Source organism: Paraburkholderia jirisanensis, assembly GCF_054782355.1.
The window spans coordinates 104,143-121,965 of record NZ_BAAGSQ010000025.1 but is presented as its reverse complement, the minus strand read 5'-3'; the positions used below and the strand labels follow the sequence as shown (position 1 = coordinate 121,965).

Below are 17,823 nucleotides of genomic sequence, written 5' to 3'. Positions count from 1 at the left end.
TCTACCATCGCGATTCCGGGTTGGATAGCCAACAATATCTGATAAGCAATACAGAGCGGCGCTGCACAACGCATGCGTGTGCCGCTATAAACGATGCCCGTCAGTGCAGCGTTTTCGATTCCGTGTAGGGCCCGGTCGCGAACAGATCGGCTGGCAGTGTGCCCTTGATCACGCCCCCGTCGACGAAGATCTGATGCTCGCGCTGCAGCGTGCCGATATCGATCGGCTCGAAGGTCACGCGATTGATATCGGACCAGCGCGCCGCGTACGCATCCGCATCGGCTGCGGGCAGGTTCGCGCTTTTCTGCAGAATCGCCGCGACGTCGCTGCGATGCGCGGCGCCCCATTGCAGCGCATCGCGCATGCCGGCGATCAGCTTCGCCACGTCTGCCGGATGCTGCGTCAGATACTCGGCGCGCACTGCGCTGACGCCGATATACGGCGTGGCATCCGACTTCGTCAGCTTCTTCCATTCGTCGCCGAAGGTACCGAGCCGTTTGACTTTCAGGTCCTTGATCTGCGCAATGGTGACCGAACGCAAGGCCGCCGCATCGACCTGCTTCTGCACGAGGAATTGTGCAAGCAAGCCCTCGTTGCCGGGCACCAGCGAAAAATCGCCGGGCTTGATGCCGTCATTGCCTTGCAGCACCGCGGTAGCGATTGCCGCCACCGAACTGCCGGCCGGCGACATGCCGACGCGCTTGCCGCGCAAATCGGCCAGCGAGCGGATCGGCGAATCTTGCGGCGCGACGAATTCCACGTCGGCCGGTTGCGTGGCGAGCACCACTTTCAGCGGGATGCCATCCGCGGCCGCGCTGAATACCGCGGCCGCCGGCGCGGCAAACGCGAAGTCGATCGCGTTGGCGGCCAATGCGCGGTTCGGTGCATTGACGTCGGCAAAGCGCACGAACTTTACGTCGAGCCCACGCTGCTGCAGGAAGTGCTGCGCTTCCAGCACCGCGCCAAAGCCGAGACTGACACCGCTCGTCCAGTAGCCGACGCGCACCGGCTCGGCGCTGGCCTGATGTGCAAAACCAAGCAGGGTACCCGCTGTCAATGCGGCTAACGCCGCTGACGCCATCTGCCCAAGAAACACCTTTCGCTGCATCTGCCTGCTCCCCGGAGTCGTCAACCTGTGATCGTCGTGGTCATGATGCCACCGCAGTCTATCGTGCAGGCACGCCAGCCGCTTGCTTCGCACAAGGAACCGACACGCTCGCTGAGCGCCGGTAAATCGCTGTCGTGATCAGCTCACCGCGTGCACGTAATTCTGCCAGGTGCCATCGTAACCGCGTTATGCGCAATCGCTAACCAATCAAACGTCACAACCATTTTCATGTTACCGATACCGTGAGCAGCTCACGATGCGTGATGCGCTGCTTTGCTTTGCATTTTTTTAGGCGCGCAGCCCGGGCGCGCGTGCTGCGATTCAGGCTGAACCCGCGTCGTGCCGCGCGGCGCGGCGATCCACGACGACGCGGGCAGCCGGCGCCACGCCGCTGGACGCGCTTCTACACGATTTGCTGAGCAATCGGCCCACCGCCCACTGCAACGCCGAGCACAGCACCAGATAAACCAACGCCACGAACAGAAAGATCTGTACCGGATACACCATCAGCCGATTGTTGACTTGCGTGGCAAGAAACGTGAACTCAGGCACGCCGACGATATAAGCCAGCGACGTATCCTTGATCAGCGTCACCCATTGGTTGACGAACGACGGCGCCATGATGCGCAATCCCTGCGGCAGCTGCACATAACGCAGCGCCTGCCAGCGCGTCATGCCGAGCGACAGCGCAGCCTGCTGCTGCGCCGCGCCGACCGCCGCGAGCCCCGCCTGCACCGAATGCGACAGGTACGCGCCGCCGATCAACGCGAGCGCGCATATCACGCAAGCGAGCCCCGGCACGTCGACGTGCAGCAGCATCGGCATCAGGAAAAAGGTCCAGAAAATCAGCAGCAACACAGGAATCGCGCGGAACAAGCCGATCACCGCAAGCAGCAGGAAGTGCAACGCGCCGCGCGTCATCGCGAGTGCAATGCCGCCGGCCAGACCGGCCAGTGCCGACAGCAGCGCCGATACGATCGACATCGCCACGGTCAACGCCGCGCCGCCGAGCGGGCCCTGCGGAAACGAGCCGAGCAGCAGATAGCGCAGCGTCGGCCACCACTCGTGCAATTGATCCAGCAGGTTCATCGCGCGCCTCCGTGCCGGCCGTATGCGCCACTGCGGCGCACCACCAGCAACGCGGCTTCGAGTACGGCAATCGTCGCGACGTACAGCACCGTCGCCGCGCCGAACGCCTGAAAGGTCCTGAAGGTTTCCGTATCGACCTGACGCGACGTGTACGACAGCTCGGCAAGGCCAATCGCCATCGTCAGCGACGAGTTCTTCACGATGTTCATGTACTGGCCGGCAAGCGGCGGTAGCGCGATGCGCAGCGCCTGCGCCAGCACCACGTAGCGGAATGTCGCGAACGGCGTCAGCCCCAGCGCGGCAGCCGCCTGCTGCTGGCCACGCGGCACGCCCTGCATGCCGGCCCTGAACTCTTCGCCGACGAAGGTCGTCGCATAGCACGTGAGACCAACCCAACCGGCAACGAATTCAAACGACGGCCACGCGAGCGTCAGGCCGCTCACGACCAGCGTATGCGGCGCGTTCAGCCAGTTCATCCACGCCTGCGGCAACAAGGTCGCCGCGCCGAAATACCAGAACAGCAGCTGTACCAGCAGCGGCGAATTGCGAAACGTCAACACGTAGAGCGCGGCGGCGCGCGTAATGGCGCGTCGCTGCGCATGACGCGCGAGTCCCAGCGCAAAGCCAAGCGCAGTCGACGAAACGATTGCACACACACTCAGCACGAGTGTGGTCATGAAGCCATGCAGGATCAACTGCGTGTACTTCGGTTCCAGCCAGTTGCCCATCCGCAAGTTCAATCAGTTCGTTTTGTCGACCGGCGCATCCAGCATCCGGCGCCGGGCATCAACTCTTTTGCGCGTCGCCGATGCGAAACAGCCGCGGCAGCGGCGCACGGCTCGACGGCCCGAACCACTGGTCGTAGATCTTCGCCGCAGTGCCGTTTGCCTCGAGCCCTTTCAGCGTGTCGTCGACGGTATTGAGCAGGCGTATTTCGCCCTTCGGCACGCCCACGCCTTCGTAGTCGTTCGAAATCGCGAACGGCGGAATTTCGTAGTTGGTCTTGTCCGGCACATTGGCGAGCAGCGCAACGAGCTTCGGACCGTCTTGTGTAATCGCCTGCACATTGCCGGCTCGCAATGCGGCAAACGCGAATGGCGTGTCGTCGTATGCGACGATCGTCGCACCCGGGAACTGCGTGCGCACCTGCTGTTCGTTGGTAGTGCCCTTGGCGGCGCCGATACGCAAGGCGTTCAACTGCTGCGCCGACTTGAGCACGCCCTTCTTCGCGAGGAACTGCGTGCCCGATGCGAAATACGGCGTGCTGAAGTCCACTTCCTTCTTGCGTTCGTCGGTGATCGTGAAGTTCGCGAACACGAGATCGACCTTGCCCGACGTCAGGAACGCGATGCGATTGGCCGGATTGGTCGGCTGGATCTCGAGCTTCACGTTGAGCCGGTTGGCCACCGCACGCGCATAGTCGACGTCGAGACCAACGATCTGATTGCTCTTCGGATCGACGAAGCCGAACGGCGGATTGCTGTCGAAGGTGGCAACGCGCAGCACGCCCGCCTTCTTGATGTCGTCGAGCCGGTCGGCATGCGCAGCCCCGGAAACCGCGCATAGTGCGACGACAATGGCTGCGGCTGCGGCGAATGGTTGGAATTTCATGTTGTTGGAATCTCCTGGCAGCGGTGGTGAACGCCGCGACGCAGCACCTTGCATCGTGTGCCTGCGTAGCGGCGAGCGGCGACTTTACCAATCCGCACGCGCGCGGCGAACCAACAAATCGTCAGGTGCTAAGCGTTGCGCGTCATATGCACGGACGAAGCTTGCAGCCACCTGTGCGATGCGGTTCTCGTCCTGAACGCGTCGATTCGCGGCCCGCTGAAGCCTTTAGTGCGATGCGTCCGGAATCCACGCGGCCTGCAGCACATCGGCGCGCCGGAACGCAGCGAATTTCGCGCCGAGTTCGTCGACGTTGTGAATATCGTTCTTGACCAGATCGTCGCGCGTGATCAGCGTCGGTTTCACTTCGATATGACGTCCCGGGTCCTGCCCGGCCACCAGCAACGCAGCCGCTCGCACCGATACGGCGCCGACCACCGCAGGATTGGTCGCGCAGGTTTTCCGCCACCGACAACGTCGGCACCACGGCATCGGCAATCGCCTGGTGCATCGTCGCGACACCGAGAGCCTTTGCGTCCTGCGTCGACGCCGGCTCATACGCGCGCCCGCACAATTCGAGCGTGCCGCTGTCGGCGCGCAGCACGCCGCTCAGAATATTGACGACCGTCGATTTGCCGGCGCCGTTCGCGCCCATCAGCGCGACCACTTCGCCCGCTCGCACGATCAGGTCGACATGGTCCAGCGCGCGCGTCGGCCCGAAACGCTTCGATAGCGCACGCGCTTCCAGCACGATCTGTGCGGTGCTCAAGCAGTCGCCTCGTCGTCGACGTCGTGCGCGGTCGGCTCATAGCGAATCAGCAGCAGAAACACGATCGGCGTAATCGCTGTGAGTGCGACGATCCAGAACATGTCGGTGCCGAAGCGCGCCTGCAGGATCGGCAGCACGAACAGCGCGAGCGCACTGCCGATGCCCGTCAACGAGCGGCCGAAGCCGACGCCGGTGCCGCGAATCGAGGTCGGATACGACAGCGCCGGATAGATCATCATCTGTGCGCCCGGGCCGAAGCCCTCGGCAAACAGCCATGTGCCGAGCATCAGCAGCGCAACGCCGATGCCAAGCGCGGCCTGCGGATGCCCGATCAGCGCAAGCGTCACCAGCGAAATGAATTGCAGCGCAAAACCCGCGATCGCCACGTGCCGCGACGGATAGCGATACGCGAGGCGCATGCCGAGCAACCCGCCGGTCAGCGCAAACAGCACGTTCAATGCAAGCGATGCGGCAATCGTTTCAAACACGCCGGCGCCAAGAAAGCGCGCGAGGATCGACGGCAGGAAAAATGCGATTGCCGTGTACTCGAACGGAATGCACAGGTTCATCACACTGGCGACGATCGTGCGCTTCAGATACGGACGCTGAAACAGCACACGCAGGCTGACCGGCGGCTGCTTCGAAACGTGCTGCCCCGCATCGGCCGCCTCGTGCGCGTGAATGCCATACGATTCGCGCAGAATGCGTGCGGCGTTCTTCAGGTCGCCCTGGTTCGCGGCCCATAGCGGCGATTCATTCATAAAGCGCCGCCGCACCAGAATGATCACCAGCGCCGGTACTGCGCCGAAGATCAGCGACGCGCGCCACAGCCAGCCGGCGTGCACAGGCGGCAGCAGAAAGTACAACGCAAACACGATCAGAAAGCACACCGACGACGCCGCGTACCACATCGGGCACCACGCAGCGAGTCGCGATGCCTTGTTGCCGCGTCCGCTGAATTTCGAAAACTCGGCGAGAAACGCCATCGCGACGGGTAAATCGATGCCCACACCAAGGCCCATCACGAAGCGCGCGCCGATCAACACCCACGCATTGGGCGCGAGGCCCGCTGCGATCGCTGCGACGACGAAACACAGCATGTCCGCCATAAACACCTGATAGCGGCCGATCTTGTCGGTCAGCCAGCCGCCCACGACGCTGCCGAGAATCGTGCCGAGCACGATCGCCGAACTGACGAGGCCGGTGAGTGTAGGCGTCAAGCCGAATTCGCGCCTGACGTCCTCGATGCCATACGACAGCGTGGTCAGATCGTATGCATCGAGAAACACGCCGCCTAGCGCGAGCAGCACGATCACGCGCGCGTGGCTCGCGGCGGCGCCGCCTTTGTTGATCAGCCGCGATACGTCGCTGGCCGAGCGGATCGGCGTTGACGTAGCCGGGGAAATGGCTGGGGAGGCCTGCGGTCTCGTATCGAGTTCGATGGTGCTCAACGTGCTCTCCTGTTACTTGAGTTAAGGACGTCAAGCGTTTATACGGAGATGCACGGCCATCACCAACCAATTAGTGTTGCTTTTAATATGAGCGAAGCTACTCTGCAATCGCAGCGGTTTCGGCGGTGGCGTTGGCCGCGGCTTCGCGTTGAGCGGCGGCGCGCTTCACGCTCTCGATATCGCGGTACTGCGCGGCCGGATGATTGTCGGGTAGACGTGCGCCGCCGCCGAACAGCTTCTCGCGCAACGTGCCTGCGCGATACGCGGTTGGATAGGCGCCGCGCCGCTGCAACTCGGGCACCAGATAGTTGACGACATCCTCGAAGGTCTCGTGCGCCACCGCATACGCGAGATTGAAGCCGTCGACGCCGGTCGCCTCGACCCACTGCTGCAGGATGTCGGCGACGGTCGCCGCGGAACCGACGAACACCGGCCCCATGCCGCCGATGCCGCCCCACCTCGCAAGTTCCTCGATGGTCCACGTGCGGTCGCCGCCGGCCAGATGCTCGACGGCGGAAACGATCGCGTTGGTCGCGACGCGCTTGACCAGATCGGTCGGCGCGTATTGACCGAAGTCGATGCCGGTCCAGCCCGACATGAACACCAGCGAGCCGTCGTACGACACGTGGCGCTGATACTCTTCAAACTTGGCTTGCGCTTTCGCATCGGTTTCGTCGACGATCACCGTGACGAGGTTGTAGATCAGCAGCGAGTTTGCATCGCGGCCTGCTTGCGCGGCCTGGCTGCGCACGTCGGCCACATATTGCTTCAGCACCGCCTGAGTGGGTGCGCCGACGAACACGCATTCGGCGTGCTGCGCCGCGAAGGTCTTGCCGGGACCCGATGCACCTGCCTGATACAGCACCGGTGTACGTTGCGGCGATGGTTCACACAGGTGATAACCCGGCACATCGAAAAAGCGCCCTTTGTGGCCGATTTCGTGCACTTTCTCCGGATGTGTAAATACACGCCGCTGCCGGTCGCGCACTACCGCGTCGTCTTCCCAGCTGCCTTCGAATAGCTTGTACAACACCTCCACATATTCCTCGGCCACCTCGTAGCGGTTGCTGTGGTCGCGCAAACCGCCCTCGCCTACGTTCTTCGCGCCGCTCTCGAGATAGGACGTGACGATGTTCCATCCGACGCGTCCCTTCGTATGATGGTCCGCGGTCGAGAGCCGGCGCGCGAACGTATACGGATGCTCGAATGACGTCGACGCCGTGATGCCGATGCCCAGATGCTCGGTGACCATCGCGATCGGCGCAGCAAGCTGCAGCGGATCGTTGACTGGAATCTGCGCAGCCTGATGCAGTGCGTGATAGTTGCTGCCCTTATAGACGTCGTAATAGCCGATCACGTCGGCTATGAAAATGCCATCGAAAATGCCCTTCTCGAGCAGCTTCGCGAGATCCGTCCAGTATTCGAGGTCCTTGTACTGCCACGAGCGGTCGCGCGGATGCGACCACAAACCGGGCGATTGATGCCCGACGCAATTCATTTCGAAAGCATTGAAGCGGATCGTCTTGCTCATGGGTCGATACCTTTAGTGATGCTTTAGCGGTTGCTTTAGTGGTGCTTTAGCGAGGCTTTAACGATTCGGCGCAGCGCTGTTGCCGATCTGCCAGACGTACGGCGGCTCAGTGCCGTTGATCGCCCAGTCGCCGACGATGCGCGCCTTGTAAACAAGCGGGTTGTGCGATGCGACCGTGCGCGCATTGCGCCAATGCCGGTCGAGACCTTTCGCGTTGCTGATGGCCGACGCGCCCAGTGCGTCAAACAGATGCGTCGCCGCGCGCAGCACGAGGTCGGACACCGTCAGCTGCGCCTGCGCCGATTCGAGTTCGGCGGCCACGTTCGCTTCGTGTTCGGCATGGGCGTCGCCGGCAACATGCGCGTAATAGGCACGCTGCAACGCATGCGCGGCATGCAATGCAATCGCTTCTGCCGCATAAGCAGAGGCCGCAAGTTCGCCGACTACCTGCTGGATCTGTGCGTCGTCGCGCGCGAGCGGCGCATTGCCGTGGCTGTAGACGCGCGTGCGCTCGCGCACCAGCGTGGCGGCGTCGCGCTGCACGGCACGGCCGATGCCGGCCAGCGTCGCGACATGGAACAACTGGTAGAACGCAGTCTGGTAGCGAAAGCGTTGCGTGAATTCGATCACGTTGTGCGCGTCGACGTGTGCGTGTTCGAAGCGCGCGGTGCCGCTCGCCGTACCGACCTGGCCGAAGCCGTCCCAGTCGTCGTCGATAAGCACGCCCGGCTGATGCCGGTTGACCACCGCGATCACATCGCTGCCGTCTTCGGTGCGCGCCAGCACGTCGATCCAGTCCGCAAACAGACTGCCGGTCGTGTAGTACTTGGTACCGTCGAGCAAGCGGTTCTGTCCGTGCGTCGATAGCGTCGTTCTAATGTCGCCGATCGTCACGTCGCCTACTTCGGTCCATGCGCCGCCTACCAGCTGACCACTCGCAAAGCGGTCGAACCACGCGTTCTGCGCGGCATCGGCCGGCGCATTCAGGCGGTCTTCGACGAACGCGAAATGCGAGCGCAACGCTTGCGGCAGATTCGAATCGGCCGCACCAAGCTCGACGATCAACTCGAACAGTTGCGGCAACGTTGCCCCGGCGCCGCCGCGTGCAACCGGCACACGCAATGCGCCGAAGCCGGCGTCCTTGAGCCAGCCGATTGCTTCGTAGGGCAATGCGCGGGTACGGTCGCGTTCGGCGCTGTGCTGCGCGATACGCTCGAACAACGGACCAAAGCGGGTGGAAAGCGGGCCGGCGCCCGTTGAAAGATCAGTAGCTCGTGGCAATGAAGTCATCGGCGCATCCCTGGCAAGGCGAAAAGAAGACGCCATGCCGCGCAGCCATCGCGCGGCGGCGGAACTTCGGCCATTAAACCAAGCCGAGTGTGCCGCGCCTACGATTGAATCTTCAGTTGCTAATCATGTTTTGTTGATTCGGCCACGCATGTGCCGCTTGTATCGTGCTGGTACGAACGCATGCGCCGGTGTCGTCGTATCGCCTAAAAAAACAGCAGCGCGCGCAACTCGATACTCGTGCGCGGCAGCGCATCCGCTGGCGACGACGGATCGTCGAATGCGGTATGCGCAGTCAGGCGCGCGATATCCACGCCGGCCGAATCGTAGATCTTGATCAGCACGAATTCGTCCGGCGTCATCAGCGGAAAGTAGTACCAGCGGTGACGCGGGTTGTGCACGAATGCATAGGTCTCGCCGACCTTGTCCCCGTAGACCAGGTCGGACGGCACCAGATCGCGCGGGTCGATGCTGCGCGAATCGCATAGCGCAAGCGGCGACGAAGCCGCCGTGTGATGAATGGGCCGCCACAGGTTGACGATCGCCACGCGGCCTTTCAGCAGCCGCCCGGCTTCGTCCGCGGGTAGATGGTCGCGCACGCGGCGCGGGCCCGACACGAAGGTCTGATCGTTGTGCACGTATTTGACCGGCTCGCGCACACCGGTTGCGCGCGTGTGCGAACCGTCGCGCACCGTATGGTCGAAAATCACCGCACGCGCGGCGCCGGTCCAGTGCCTGAGCAACCGTTCGGATTCCGGATAGTAGATCTGTTCGATCGCGGCATCCGACGAGAAATCGCGCAGCGCGCTCGCATGGCGATGCAATTCGAAGCCGTTACGGTCGAGCGACAGCCCGCCTGGCGGCGGCTCGAGCCGCGCATTGCGGATCGTCACCTCGTGCAGCCGGTATACGCCGCTGCGCTGCGGCACGCCCGGCGGCGGCTTGTGCGCATAGGTCACGGGCCGTTCGCCGTTGGGTACGAGGTAGTTCACGCCGGCCTGTACCGCCCGTTGCTGATCGATGACGATGTCGATGTCGCTCACACGCGCCCCTTCAGTTCGGATTATCCAAGGAAGGCGCGCGGCGCGCGCCGCCGCTACCGTCAATCCGGCATGATCTCGACGGGCATCTGCATCATGTCGAGTGTGGAGCTCATGTGGAAATAGCCGGCCTGCGCATAGCGTGCGATACGCGCGAGACGTTCCGCGGCGTCGCACGCAGCCGGCGCAGTCTTCGCAGCATCGCGCGGCGTACTGCTTTCGCCGCCATCTGCATGCACGAAACCCGCACGCATGAACCCCACAGGACGCAGCAGGCCGCGCCATGCCATTCTGGACAAGCGTGTCATGTCGCGCTCCGTCGCCGGGTTGGGTTCAGATCAATCTAGTCGCCGCGCGGCTGCAAGCCAAACAATCATTTATGCAATGCAATGCACACATCGACGCGTTGGCAACGCCGCCACATTAGCCGTGCGTCCAGCTGCCGGCCACTTCAATCACCGTCTTTACCGAATTCGCGAGATAGCACTCTTCGTGCGCACGATGGTGCAGATGCGCGAGCACCTCATCGTCCGGCCGCTTGTCGCCGCCGAACGCCACGGCGGGTTTCAGCAGCACATGCGTAACGACTTCCTTGCCCGCATCGTTTTTCGCCATCGTGCCTTCGGCTGCATCGCGGTACGCAGTCACCGCATACCCTTCTTCTGCGGCAATAGAAAGAAACCACAGCATGTGACAACTCGATAATGCCGCGACATAGGCCTCTTCCGGGTCGACGCCGGCCGGGTCGGAAAACGGCACGCGCACCACGTGCGGCGAGCTCGACGCCGGCACGACTGCGCCGCCGTCGAATTGCCATTGATGCGCGCGGCTATAGCGGTTGTCGGTGAACTTGCCGCCGTCGCCGGTCCACTCAATCTGTGCGGTGTACTTTGCCATCTTCGTTGTCTCCTCTGCCCGATCAGATCGGCGTCAATACCGGTTCGCCGGCAAAATGCCGCGTCGCATTTTCGATGAAATTGCTCACCGACGCGCCGATCGCTTCCGGCGACGTCCCCGCGACATGCGGCGTCAACACGACATTGCTGAGTGCAACCAACGCCTGTGGCGGCTTCGGCTCGCCTTCATACACGTCGAGCCCGGCGCCCGCGAGGGTGCCGGCCGTCAATGCTGCGGCAAGCGCGGCGGTATCGACCACGCTGCCGCGCGACACGTTGACCAGAAAACCGCGCGGCCCAAGCGCATCGAGTACCGCGCGGTCGATCAGATGCTGCGTCGCTGCGCCGCCCGGCGTCGCGATCACCAGGTAGTCGCTCCATTGTGCGAGGCTCAGCACGCTGTCGAAATAGCGCATCGTTTCGCCCGCGCGCGGCTTGCGGTTGTGATACCCGGTTTCGATATCGAAGCCGGCTGCGCGACGCGCCACCTTGCTGCCGATATTGCCAAGCCCGACGATGCCCAGGCGCTTGCCCGACACCGATGGCCGCATCGGCAGCGCGTCGCGCCACACGCCTTCGCGCGTCGCACGATCGCGCTGCGGAATATCGCGCACCACCGCGAGCAGCAGCGCGAACGCGTGATCGGCCACGCAATCGTCATTGGTGCCCGCGCCATTGCATAGCACGATGCCGCGTTTGCGCGCGTGATCCACGGCGATGTTCTCGTAGCCCGCGCCGAGCGCACTGACGAACTCGACGTTCGGCAGTTGATCGAGTTCGGCCGCGCTCAGCCCGTTGGTGCCGTTGGTCAGCACCGCGCGCACCGCCGCGCCATGCGCGGGGACGGCCGCGCTGCGTTCGGCAGGCGTGGGTGCATAGACTACGTCGAAACTTGCGCGAACTTGCGCAAGGCTATCGTCATGGAGAGGGATGAGAACCAGCAGCGAGGGTTGTGTCATGGCGTGGACAGGGATCGCAAAGCGTAGGAAACTGCAAGGAACTGGCGCACCCCGAAACATCGGGATACGCGAAACACGCGCAGTTTAGCAGCGCTGTACGCATGCATTCCCTCCATACCGTGCATTCTTGACATGCGCGTTAATACGCGAAGCACCGTCGCCATCATTCAGCCGTCAAACAATACTCACAAAATGACGTAGTCGGGATATTGACGCACGTACGTGTGGTCAAACGCTGCGCCACGCCGACCGACCGCGCGTCGGCGCCGGCGCTTTCGATCGATAAGGGTGTGTTGACATGGCTGACGAGATGGCTGACCAAGGCTCCGATACCGGCACCCCGCGCCAGCGTCTGCGCGCGCTTCTGGACGCGCATCGGCTGCCATTCACATCGGCCGACCCGGCCGCGTGCGTTGCCCAACCGGACTTCGACGCAATCTATATGGGCGGCGTCGACACGCCATCGGCACTGCTCGGCAATCCGGAGATCGCGCTGCTCGGCGAAACGGGCATGATCGAACACGCGCGGCGCATCGTCGAATCGGTCGGTCTTCCGGTGATTGCCGATGCCAATACGGACAAAAGCACCGGTTACGGCGGCGCACTCGACATTGTGCAAGACGTCGAGCGCATCGTGCGCGACTACGAGCAGGCTGGCATTGCTGCGTTGCAGTTGCACGATACTGCCAGCCCGGAAAGTGGCAGGCATATGTCAGGTAAAAGTCGACGCGTGATACCGGTGGACCAGATGCTGTCGAAACTGCAAGCCGCGGTTGCAACGCGTACCGATTGCGATCTGGTTCTGATCGCACGCACTGAAGCGCTTGCAGAGGAAGGGGTCGACGCAACCATCGAGCGCGCGCGACGCTATGTGGCAGCCGGTGCCGACGTATTGTGGGTCGAGGCACCCCGCAACGCGAGCGCTGCGGACGCGCGCATGCAGCTCGCACGCGTTGCGCTGGCGCTCGACACCCCTTTGCTGCTGAATCTGGCGCAACACGGCCACACGCCGGCACTCGATATCGAGCGCATCCACCGAATGAAATTTGCGCTTGTTTTGTTTCCACTCGGCGCAACGCTCGCACTCGCTGCACAACTGCGCGCCGAGGCTGCGGCGGCGCAGACCGCGTTGCCGCCCGCCACGCCGGCTGCACGCGGCGCAGTGCTGCAACCGCGGCCTCGCTTGCGTTTCGACAGCATTTCCAATGCAGGAGCCTTACGCGCACCAGGTACGCCAGTCACGCCCGGCATGCCCGACGCACCACCGCTGCCGCACCACTGAGCACCGACCGGGCACGCGCCATGCTGAATCGATAGCGCATGGTTCGCATGGTGGCTTTGGAGGCTGCGATGAATATCGTTCGTTCGCTCTGTCGCGTACAGATTCTCGCTTTATCGCAGCACGTCCCGCGCCGTTTCGCACTCGCCGCGCTCGGCGGCTTGTTATTTGCCACGTCGGTCGAAAGCCTTGCTCAGCGCGATAGTTCCGGCGGCGCGAATGCGCAGGACAATCGCAGTTCATCGATGGGTACCCAGCCGGATCCGGCAGCATCGGCAGTACACGAATCGCATGCGCCGCAGGCGAAAGAAGCGAAAGGCAAAAAACGCGGCCCGACCGCAAAGCAGGACAACAAGTCCGAAGGAGCCGGCGGCTTCGGCAATGGCTTGTACGGAACGGGTGCGGGCAGCAACAAATAACGGCACACGCTGCACGCGAATGCGCCTCTCGCGCCCCATCGCCGTGCAAGCCGCACCGCGCGATGACGTAACGATGCACCCTCATCAGGCGCGGCCTTTCAGGCAGCTTTTCAATGGCGCGCTGCCGCGCGCAACCCCTCCTCACAAACATTTTTGATCGGCTTGCCGGCTTATTTTGAGCCGTGCATTGTGCATTGTGCATCGCGTCATCGTAACCAACGTGGCCAACGCGGCCAACGATCACGCGCTGCGTTCCGCGATCGCGCATATGCGTTCGTGGAAATCGCTGAACCTTCATCCGATGCCGATGCCATGCCGATGCCTCCATCCTCTTTCCCGTCAGCGCGCGATGCCGCTGCGCCCGTTGCGCGGCTTTCCGTCACCGATCTCACGCACACGTTCGAAGCGGAACACGGCGGCGCGATACCGATTTTTGCCGGGCTCGACTTCAGCGTCGGCAGCGGCGAGATCGTGTCGATCGTCGGCCGTAGCGGCGCCGGCAAATCGACGCTGTTCAATCTGATTTCAGGCTTGCTGCCGCCACAAGCGGGCCGCATCGCAGTCGGCCCGCGCACGGACGGAACGCCCGGCCGCATCGCGTACATGTTGCAGAAAGACCTGCTGCTGCCGTGGCGCTCGGTGCTCGAAAACGCGGTGCTCGGCATCGAGTTGTTTCGCAAGGTCACCGCACACGATCTGGAACGCGCGCGCCACATGCTCGCGCGCTATGGCCTCGGTGCGGTCGCGCAAGCGTATCCCCACTCGCTGTCGGGCGGCATGCGCCAGCGTGTCGCGCTGACTCGCACGCTGCTGGTCGAGCCGACCCTGGTGCTGCTCGACGAGCCGTTCTCGGCACTCGATTACGAAACCCGCCTCGCCCTTGAAGACGACGTGATGGCGCTGCGCCAGAGCAACGGCACGAGCGTCGTGCTCGTCACGCACGACATCGAGGAAGCGATCGCGATGAGCGACCGCGTGATCATTCTCGGCGGGCGGCCGGCGCGCATCGAACAGGCGCTCGACATCAAGCTCACCGTCGAAGGCTCGCGCACCGCGATCAGCGCGCGCGAAGCGCCGGAATTCCGCATGTGGCACGCGCAGATCTGGGGCGCGTTGCGCGGCCACTCGACTCAACTCGGAGGACTTGCAGCATGAGCGACGTCACGCTTTCCAGCGCACCGCTGCCGCCGCGTGCGAAACGGCGCGCCCGACGCGATCTGACCAGCGTCGGCGCGGTCGCGGCAATCATGATCGTACTGGTCGCGCTGTGGCAGGTTGCCGCTGCGCGCGGCTGGATCAACGGCCAGTTGTTCGGCTCGCCGGCCGGCATCGTGAAGACCGCGCAAATCAGCCTTGCGCAAGGCACGCTGATACCCGATACGCTCACCACGCTCTATGAAACGGTGGTCGGCCTCGTGGTGGGCAGCGGTCTGGGCATCGGTCTCGGTCTGCTGCTGTGGTTCGTGCCGCGCGTGTCGGGCGTCGCCGAAGGTTTCTCGGTGCTGCTCAACAGCATCCCGAAGATCGCGCTCGGCCCGCTGATCGTGATCTGGTTCGGCTCCGACATGACCTCGAAAGTGTGGCTCGCCGCGATCTCGACCTTTGCGGTCGCGATGATCTCGTCGTGCGCCGCGGCCCGCGAAGTCGATCGCGATCTGCTGAACCTGTTCCGTTCGTTCAATGCACGGCCGTCGATGATCTTTCGCAAGCTGATCGTGCCCAGCGCGCTGCCGTGGATCTTCTCGACATTGCGCGTGAACATCGGCTTTGCGCTGATCGGCGCGGTAGTCGGCGAGTACATCGCATCGCAGGCCGGCCTCGGCCACGCGGTGTTCGTCGCCGGCTCGCTGTTCGACCTCAATACCGTCTGGCTCGGCATCATCGTGTTGACACTGATGGCTACGCTTCTCACCTGGATCGTTCAATTCGCCGAAAAAAGGATCGTCACATGGAAAACAAAACGGTAAAGCACCTGCGCGCGGCCTGCGCAGCGGCATTTGCTACGGGGCTCGTCGCGCACGGGGCATATGCCGCGCCGCCCGAGAAAGTCGTGGTCTACCAGGCGTTTCAGTCGATCCAGTATCTGCCGCTGTATGTCGGCATCGACAAGGGCATCTTCGCGAAGCACGGGCTCGATGTGCAGAAAGTCACCGCAGGCGGTGGCGCTGCCGGCGTGGCTGCGGTGATCGGCGGTCATGCGGACTTCTCGCTGCAAGACCCGATGACGGCGAGCCTCGCCAACCTGAAAGGCGCGACGCTCGTGAACGTCGCAAACGTGGTGGCCGGCGTGCCGGTATGGGTGATCGCACCGGGCAATTCGCCGCTGAAAAACGCGTCCGACCTCGCCGGCAAGAATGTCGCAACCGCGCTGCCGCCGACCACCAGCACGTACCTGCTGCAGCGTCTGCTCAAGGAACAGAACATCGGCGACGTGAAGCTCAACACCGTGCAGATCGGCACCGAGCTGTCGCCGGTCGGTGCGGGGCGCTCGGATGCAGCCGCGCTTTACGAACCGCAAGCCGATGAAGGCCTCGCACAAGGCTACAAGATCCTTTACGCGTTCCCGAAGGCGTACCCGGGCGGCTACGCGTTCTCGACCATCGATACGCTTGCCGCGACGATCAAGGCCAGGCCGCAGATGGTCAGCGAATTCGTCAAGGCGATCGGCGAAGCGGAAGCGTTGATCCAGAGTTCGCCGACCACCGCGAAGGCAGTAGCCGAAAGCGAATTCCCGACGCTGTCGAAGGCGGTGGTCGATAGCGCAGTGGACCGCTTGATCGGCCAGAAAATCTACGCGGAAACGCCGGAGATTTCCGAGCAGGCGTTTCGCAATGCGCTCGATCTGCAGGAATTCATCGGCAATATCAAGCCCGGCAGCGTGACGTACGCGAGCGCTGTCGACAATTCGTTTGCGAAGGCGGCGAGCGGCAAATAGCCAGCCGGCGACGTGTCGCGGCGCTCGTACCGCGCAGAACGTCGTAGACTGGGCGCCACGCGCGCTCGCGCAGCAGTGCGCGTGGCGTGCGTGGTCCAGGCTGCATCGTCCCTTCTTCCACTTCGAACACCGTCATGAACATCGAAAACCCGTCATGCGCTGCTGCGCTGATCGCGAGCCGCGGCGATACCGACGCGTGCGAAGCGCGCCTCGCGCAGGCCGTCGCGCGCGCCGCCGAACGCGAGCCGCAACTGAAGGCATTCTGCTTTCGCCCCGAACGTTATGCGCCGATCGATGCGGCGACCGCGGCCAAACCGCTCGCCGGTTTGCCGATCGCCGTCAAGGATCTGGTCGCCACCACCGACATGCCGACCACCTACGGCTCGCGCATCTATCAAGGCCATCTGCCGAAGGAAGACGCCGAGATCGTCAAGCAGTTGCGCTCATATGGCGGCACCGTATTCGGCAAGACGGTGACCACTGAATTCGCGTGGCGTGAGCCGGGCCCGACGGTCAACCCATGGAACACCGCGCATACGCCGGGCGGCTCGTCGAGCGGCTCGGCCGCCGCAGTGGGCGCGGGCATCGTGCCGCTTGCGATCGGCACGCAGACGCTCGGCTCGGTGATCCGCCCAGCCGCGTATTGCGGCGTAGTCGGCTTCAAGCCGACGCATGACCGCGTGCCGAATGCGGGCGTGCATCCGCTGTCGCAGTCGCTCGACCACGTCGGCTTCTTTGCCAGAAGTGTCGATGATATTGCGCTTGCCCATGCGCTGTTCGCCGATCGCAAACCCGAAGTGCTCGCGTCGGCCGCCGCATGGAGCGGTTATTTCGCGCCGCAACGGCCGCACTCGGTCGGCGTGATCCGCACCTCGCTCTGGCAACGCGCCGACGACGAGCAGCAAGCCAACTTCAATGCATCGCTTGAACGGCTGCAGGCTGCCGGCGTGCAGACGCTCGAACTCGATCTGCACGTCGACCTGCCGGTGCTGATCGATGCGCTCAACACGATTCTGCAAGTGGAAGCGCTGCGTAACATCGGGCCGCTCGCCGCCGAGCATCCGGACAAGGTCAGCGACGTGATGAAGGCGCTGCTTGCGGCAGGCGCGCAAGTATCGGCCGCGCAGTATGACGACGCGCGTGCGCTGCAGACGGAGCTGAGCGCGCAATCCGCCGCGTTTCTCGGCGGCTGCGACATCGCGGTGTCGCCGCCCGCTACCGGCGCTGCGCCGCTCGGGCTCGATTACACCGGCGATGCGACGTTCTGCGCGGCTTGGAGTTTTCTCGGCATGCCTGCCATCACGTTGCCGTCGGGACGCGCAGCGAATGGCTTACCGCTTGGCTTTCAGCTGATCGGCGCGCGCGGCGCGGATCTGCGATTGCTGCAAGCGGCCGCGTGGGCGCAAGCAGCACTGCCGGCGTTTCACTAGACGATCCCGTTCATCCGCATAG

The 17,823-nt window shown here is 63.6% G+C and carries 18 protein-coding genes; 6 read left to right on the top strand and 12 right to left on the bottom strand.

What is annotated here, in order from left to right; genetic code table 11:
• Positions 1 to 100 precede the first annotated feature (100 nt).
• From ACYVNQ_RS12475 to ACYVNQ_RS12420, 12 genes are all read right to left on the bottom strand, one after another.
• Positions 101 to 1,108, bottom strand: coding sequence for an ABC transporter substrate-binding protein (locus ACYVNQ_RS12475; protein WP_460902807.1), 1,008 nt, complete (start codon positions 1,106 to 1,108; stop codon positions 101 to 103).
• Positions 1,109 to 1,429: 321 nt separating this feature from the next.
• A complete protein-coding gene (locus tag ACYVNQ_RS12470) occupies positions 1,430 to 2,197 on the bottom strand; it encodes an amino acid ABC transporter permease (RefSeq protein WP_460902806.1) in 768 nt (255 codons plus the stop codon).
• The gene (locus ACYVNQ_RS12465) at positions 2,194 to 2,925 is read right to left on the bottom strand and encodes an amino acid ABC transporter permease (RefSeq protein WP_460902805.1); all 732 of its coding nucleotides are present in this window, start codon (positions 2,923 to 2,925) and stop codon (positions 2,194 to 2,196) included. The genes ACYVNQ_RS12470 and ACYVNQ_RS12465 overlap by 4 nt, the downstream gene beginning before the upstream one ends.
• Positions 2,926 to 2,983: 58 nt before the next feature.
• Entirely contained in the window at positions 2,984 to 3,808 is an 825-nt protein-coding gene (locus tag ACYVNQ_RS12460) for an ABC transporter substrate-binding protein (protein WP_460902804.1), read from the bottom strand.
• A gap of 142 nt (positions 3,809 to 3,950) precedes the next feature.
• Positions 3,951 to 4,574, bottom strand: coding sequence for an ATP-binding cassette domain-containing protein (locus tag ACYVNQ_RS12455; protein WP_460902803.1), 624 nt, complete (start codon positions 4,572 to 4,574; stop codon positions 3,951 to 3,953).
• Positions 4,571 to 6,025: an MFS transporter gene (locus tag ACYVNQ_RS12450; protein WP_460902802.1), complete on the bottom strand. Its 1,455-nt coding sequence runs from the start codon at positions 6,023 to 6,025 to the stop codon at positions 4,571 to 4,573. Before ACYVNQ_RS12450 ends, ACYVNQ_RS12455 begins: the two co-directional genes overlap by 4 nt.
• A 97-nt stretch (positions 6,026 to 6,122) precedes the next feature.
• The gene (locus ACYVNQ_RS12445; protein ID WP_460902801.1) at positions 6,123 to 7,556 is read right to left on the bottom strand and encodes an LLM class flavin-dependent oxidoreductase; all 1,434 of its coding nucleotides are present in this window, start codon (positions 7,554 to 7,556) and stop codon (positions 6,123 to 6,125) included.
• A gap of 57 nt (positions 7,557 to 7,613) precedes the next feature.
• A complete protein-coding gene (locus tag ACYVNQ_RS12440) occupies positions 7,614 to 8,846 on the bottom strand; it encodes an acyl-CoA dehydrogenase family protein (RefSeq protein WP_460902800.1) in 1,233 nt (410 codons plus the stop codon).
• A gap of 203 nt (positions 8,847 to 9,049) precedes the next feature.
• The gene (locus tag ACYVNQ_RS12435) at positions 9,050 to 9,877 is read right to left on the bottom strand and encodes a CmcJ/NvfI family oxidoreductase (protein WP_460903567.1); all 828 of its coding nucleotides are present in this window, start codon (positions 9,875 to 9,877) and stop codon (positions 9,050 to 9,052) included.
• 68 nt (positions 9,878 to 9,945) lie between these two features.
• Positions 9,946 to 10,191 carry a hypothetical protein gene (locus ACYVNQ_RS12430; protein ID WP_460902799.1) on the bottom strand — a complete coding sequence of 82 codons (246 nt, stop codon included), beginning with the start codon at positions 10,189 to 10,191 and terminating at the stop codon, positions 9,946 to 9,948.
• A 115-nt stretch (positions 10,192 to 10,306) separates the two neighbouring features.
• Positions 10,307 to 10,780: an OsmC family protein gene (locus ACYVNQ_RS12425; RefSeq protein ID WP_460902798.1), complete on the bottom strand. Its 474-nt coding sequence runs from the start codon at positions 10,778 to 10,780 to the stop codon at positions 10,307 to 10,309.
• A 22-nt stretch (positions 10,781 to 10,802) separates the two neighbouring features.
• Complete coding sequence (locus ACYVNQ_RS12420) at positions 10,803 to 11,738, bottom strand: 2-hydroxyacid dehydrogenase (protein ID WP_460902797.1); 936 nt, start codon at positions 11,736 to 11,738, stop codon at positions 10,803 to 10,805.
• Between the two features lie 310 nt (positions 11,739 to 12,048).
• Between ACYVNQ_RS12420 and ACYVNQ_RS12415 the strand changes: the two genes are divergently transcribed.
• The 6 genes from ACYVNQ_RS12415 (at position 12,049) to ACYVNQ_RS12390 (ending at position 17,801) form a co-directional block, all read left to right on the top strand.
• Positions 12,049 to 13,020 carry an isocitrate lyase/PEP mutase family protein gene (locus tag ACYVNQ_RS12415; protein ID WP_460902796.1) on the top strand — a complete coding sequence of 324 codons (972 nt, stop codon included), beginning with the start codon at positions 12,049 to 12,051 and terminating at the stop codon, positions 13,018 to 13,020.
• Between the two features lie 68 nt (positions 13,021 to 13,088).
• Positions 13,089 to 13,436, top strand: a complete 348-nt coding sequence (locus ACYVNQ_RS12410) for a beta-xylosidase (protein ID WP_460902795.1) — start codon at positions 13,089 to 13,091, stop codon at positions 13,434 to 13,436.
• A gap of 318 nt (positions 13,437 to 13,754) precedes the next feature.
• Positions 13,755 to 14,591, top strand: coding sequence for an ABC transporter ATP-binding protein (locus ACYVNQ_RS12405; RefSeq protein WP_460902794.1), 837 nt, complete (start codon positions 13,755 to 13,757; stop codon positions 14,589 to 14,591).
• A complete protein-coding gene (locus tag ACYVNQ_RS12400; protein WP_460902793.1) occupies positions 14,588 to 15,403 on the top strand; it encodes an ABC transporter permease in 816 nt (271 codons plus the stop codon). Before ACYVNQ_RS12405 ends, ACYVNQ_RS12400 begins: the two co-directional genes overlap by 4 nt.
• Complete coding sequence (locus ACYVNQ_RS12395) at positions 15,385 to 16,371, top strand: ABC transporter substrate-binding protein (protein WP_460902792.1); 987 nt, start codon at positions 15,385 to 15,387, stop codon at positions 16,369 to 16,371. The genes ACYVNQ_RS12400 and ACYVNQ_RS12395 overlap by 19 nt, the downstream gene beginning before the upstream one ends.
• 134 nt (positions 16,372 to 16,505) lie before the next feature.
• Positions 16,506 to 17,801 (top strand): amidase, encoded by a 1,296-nt coding sequence (locus ACYVNQ_RS12390; RefSeq protein ID WP_460902791.1) that lies wholly within the window; start codon positions 16,506 to 16,508, stop codon positions 17,799 to 17,801.
• Positions 17,802 to 17,823 lie beyond the last annotated feature (22 nt).

What these genes read in the sequence shown, in the direction of transcription:
- ACYVNQ_RS12475 (WP_460902807.1), bottom strand. Translation starts at nt 1,108, where the DNA reads ATGCAGCGAAAGGTGTTTCTTGGGCAGATGGCGTCAGCGGCGTTAGCC.
- ACYVNQ_RS12470 (WP_460902806.1), bottom strand. Translation starts at nt 2,197, where the DNA reads ATGAACCTGCTGGATCAATTGCACGAGTGGTGGCCGACGCTGCGCTAT.
- ACYVNQ_RS12465 (WP_460902805.1), bottom strand. Translation starts at nt 2,925, where the DNA reads ATGGGCAACTGGCTGGAACCGAAGTACACGCAGTTGATCCTGCATGGC.
- ACYVNQ_RS12460 (WP_460902804.1), bottom strand. Translation starts at nt 3,808, where the DNA reads ATGAAATTCCAACCATTCGCCGCAGCCGCAGCCATTGTCGTCGCACTA.
- ACYVNQ_RS12445 (WP_460902801.1), bottom strand. Translation starts at nt 7,556, where the DNA reads ATGAGCAAGACGATCCGCTTCAATGCTTTCGAAATGAATTGCGTCGGG.
- ACYVNQ_RS12440 (WP_460902800.1), bottom strand. Translation starts at nt 8,846, where the DNA reads ATGACTTCATTGCCACGAGCTACTGATCTTTCAACGGGCGCCGGCCCG.
- ACYVNQ_RS12430 (WP_460902799.1), bottom strand. Translation starts at nt 10,191, where the DNA reads ATGACACGCTTGTCCAGAATGGCATGGCGCGGCCTGCTGCGTCCTGTG.
- ACYVNQ_RS12425 (WP_460902798.1), bottom strand. Translation starts at nt 10,780, where the DNA reads ATGGCAAAGTACACCGCACAGATTGAGTGGACCGGCGACGGCGGCAAG.
- ACYVNQ_RS12420 (WP_460902797.1), bottom strand. Translation starts at nt 11,738, where the DNA reads ATGACACAACCCTCGCTGCTGGTTCTCATCCCTCTCCATGACGATAGC.
- ACYVNQ_RS12415 (WP_460902796.1), top strand. Translation starts at nt 12,049, where the DNA reads ATGGCTGACCAAGGCTCCGATACCGGCACCCCGCGCCAGCGTCTGCGC.
- ACYVNQ_RS12410 (WP_460902795.1), top strand. Translation starts at nt 13,089, where the DNA reads ATGAATATCGTTCGTTCGCTCTGTCGCGTACAGATTCTCGCTTTATCG.
- ACYVNQ_RS12405 (WP_460902794.1), top strand. Translation starts at nt 13,755, where the DNA reads ATGCCTCCATCCTCTTTCCCGTCAGCGCGCGATGCCGCTGCGCCCGTT.
- ACYVNQ_RS12400 (WP_460902793.1), top strand. Translation starts at nt 14,588, where the DNA reads ATGAGCGACGTCACGCTTTCCAGCGCACCGCTGCCGCCGCGTGCGAAA.
- ACYVNQ_RS12395 (WP_460902792.1), top strand. Translation starts at nt 15,385, where the DNA reads ATGGAAAACAAAACGGTAAAGCACCTGCGCGCGGCCTGCGCAGCGGCA.
- ACYVNQ_RS12390 (WP_460902791.1), top strand. Translation starts at nt 16,506, where the DNA reads ATGAACATCGAAAACCCGTCATGCGCTGCTGCGCTGATCGCGAGCCGC.